The following is a 2,742-nucleotide window of genomic DNA, read 5'->3' on the forward strand; positions in this document are numbered from 1 at the left end:
GGTCAAGAGCCTGCAGGAGAAGTTTCCGCTCTACGCCGACAACTTCCCGGTGTGGTCGGAGCACGCTACCGGCATCGCCCAGTTCGCGGTATGGACCGCGCTGTCTGATGCCAACATCGGCGCGAGCCTCCAGCACTACAACCCGATCATCGACGAGGCGGTGGCGAAAGAGTGGGACCTGCCCGCCACCTGGACGCTGCGCGCCCAGATGCCGTTTGGCTCCCACGAAGGCGAGTTCGGCGAAAAGACCTTCATGGACGACAGCGAGCGCTTTCGCGTCTTTGCCTGAGCGCCCCTGAGAGCCGACGCTGCATGCGCGTCACCAAGAGCCCCGCTGGCGCCTGCCGGCGGGGCTTTTTAGTGCTCAGTCGTCGCTTTTCGGCTTCGGCTCGGAGGTGGCCATGATGGTCTTCTGCATCTTGGCGCCCTCGCCCTTGGCGATGTCCTCGTGGCTCATCACCATGATATCGCGCGGCCACCACTCAGGATGATGATCGCGAATGAAGGTGAGCATCTTCTCGCGCAGTTCGACCTCGGTGTACCAGCCCAGCAGCGGCTCGGCGGTGACGAAGTAGCAGGTCAGGGTCTGCTGCGAGCCGTTTTGCGCCGTCACCGCGCACATCAAGCGGTGGTTTTCGACCACGTGCTCCTGCTGCTCGGCGTACTCCAGGAATTTCTTGCGCAGGGTGTTGATGTTGGCGCTGATGTGCAGCGTCAGCTCCACGTAGCGGTAGAGCTTGGAGCTCTTGACCGAGAGGTTCTCGAAGGGCTTGGAGACGAAGTAGGTCACCGGCACGATCAGGCGCCGCTCGTCCCACACCCGCAGGCGGATGTAGGTGTAGAAGATCCCCTCGACGTAGCTCCACTGCCCCTCGAACATGACCAGGTCGCCCACGCGGATGGGCTTGGCCAGCGACAGCTGAAACGACGACAGGATGTTACCCAGCACCGCCTGCCCCGCGATACCCACCAGCACCGCCAGCACGCTCGCCGAGGCAAGAATGGAGAGGCCCAGCGTCTCGAACAGCTGGATCTGCCCAAGCACGTAGAGCGAGACGACCACGACGGTCAACAGGATGATCGCCCGGCGCGCGGCGTAGAGCGAGGTCAGAAAGCGGCGCTCGTCGCGGGATTTGGTATCGTCGATTTCACCCACGAGCTTGCGCGCCATGTTGAGCATGATGGTATCGACCAGGCGCAGCGCGATGGAACCCAGGCTCCAGGCGATGATCATCACCAGCAACACCCGGAACGTGGTCGTGGCCATGGCGGAAAACGACACCACGTAGTCCAGCATCGTGCGCGTGATGAAGGCGATCACCAGCAGCGATACGGGCAGCTTGATGCGCGTGACGAAGATGCTGACCCCCCCCGCGGGGAGCAGGTGTGCCAGAAACGCGACGATCTTGTTGATGATCCAGCCAAGCGCTGCGATCAGCAGCAAGAACAGCGGAATGGCGATCCACTCCCACACCATGAGCGGCCCGAGTGACACCTTCAAACGCTCGGGAAGCTGCTGTTCGAACCACGAGGGGCCGTAGGCGTCGTACAGCGTCGAAATGGACGCCACGCTTTCCGGCATGATCAACCAGACCGGTTCATTGTCCGCGAGGGAGTAGCGCCCCATGCGGATGTCGTAGGCCTCGCCGCCGGACTCGAGGGCGGTCAGCTCGATGTCGCGACGCGGCTGTCCGGCCAGAGGGTTCTCCCCGGCGGTGCTCTCGATCGCCGCGTCCTGGCGCGAGGAGAGGCTCGAGGCGGTCAACCAGTCCCCCCGTTTGAACACCTCGGCGAGTTGCCTGGCGAGCTCGGCGCCCCGCTCGCGCTGATCGACGGCGTCGATGTCCGCCAGGTTGAGGATATGCGCCGCATCGGCGTACTCCTCCTGGTCGGTGAGGGTCAAGAAGCTTCTGATCGCCTCCCTCGGGGTGGAGCGGCTCACGCCTTCGGGCGGCTCCCCCAGCCCCTCGTTGAGGGTATCGACGTTGAACCACAGTCCGTCGCTTTCGCCGTCGGTCTGCGCTTGGGCCTGGGCGATGCCCAGCAGCAGGCAGGCACTCATGCCAAGCGTCACGACGACTCGCCAGATACTTCGTCTCATTGCTGTCCATCCCTGGTGTACTCAAGCGGTCACGACGCCCGGCCGTGGCCGAGGCGTCTCGCATCGCGCCAAGGTTAGCGCATTTCGGCCTCGCCCGCGCTCCCGCCCGGGGCCTATTCGAGCTTGGTCATGCGCAGTCGCGCGATCTGCGCGGGCGGCTGGAAGGAGTCGGTGCGCGCCTGCTTCCAGTAGTGGCTAAAGACCGTGTGCTCGGGTTCACCCTCGAGCAGCTCGTTGGGCTTGAGGAAGGTGAAGATCTGATCCAGCGACTGCACCTCGTTGTCCGAGACGCGGCGAATGATGTGTTCCGGGCCCAGCTCCAGCGGATGCTTGAGCCCCGCGGCGGCGAGCATTTCGGCCAGCGCTCGCAGCGTGTTGTCGTGGAAGTGATAGACCCGGGCGCTCTTGTCCTCCACGTCCAGGTGCCGGCTGCGCCGCGGGTTCTGGGTCGCCACGCCGCTCGGGCACTTGTCGGAGTGGCAGTTTAGCGCCTGGATGCAGCCCAGCGAGAACATGAAGCCCCGCGCGGCGTTGCACCAGTCAGCACCCAGCGCCAGGGTGCGGGCGATCTGGAAGCCGGAGGTGATCTTGCCCGCCGCACCGATGCGGATCTCATCGCGAAGTCCCGTGCCCACCAGGGT

At 64.6% G+C, this 2,742-nt stretch carries 3 protein-coding genes; 1 reads left to right on the forward strand and 2 read right to left on the reverse strand.

What is annotated here, in order from left to right; all coding sequences use genetic code 11:
- A partial coding sequence (locus BIS11_RS14490) for a nitroreductase family protein (protein ID WP_367399219.1) occupies nucleotides 1-289 on the forward strand: 289 nt, incomplete at its 5' end.
- A 75-nt stretch (nucleotides 290-364) separates the two neighbouring features.
- On the opposite strand, the gene BIS11_RS14495 is transcribed toward BIS11_RS14490, so the two are convergent.
- The gene (locus BIS11_RS14495; RefSeq protein WP_253423441.1) at nucleotides 365-2,101 is read right to left on the reverse strand and encodes a mechanosensitive ion channel family protein; all 1,737 of its coding nucleotides are present in this window, start codon (nucleotides 2,099-2,101) and stop codon (nucleotides 365-367) included.
- A gap of 113 nt (nucleotides 2,102-2,214) precedes the next feature.
- Nucleotides 2,215-2,742 (reverse strand): glutamate synthase-related protein (locus BIS11_RS14500; protein ID WP_253586385.1); only part of this gene is annotated, 528 nt, incomplete at its 5' end.

Origin of the sequence: Halomonas sp. 707D4 (genome assembly GCF_024158685.1) — a bacterium.
Classification (GTDB): Bacteria; Pseudomonadota; Gammaproteobacteria; order Pseudomonadales; family Halomonadaceae; genus Vreelandella.

Coding starts and splice junctions, on each gene's coding strand:
- BIS11_RS14495 (WP_253423441.1), bottom strand. CDS start 2,101: ATGAGACGAAGTATCTGGCGAGTCGTCGTGACGCTTGGCATGAGTGCC.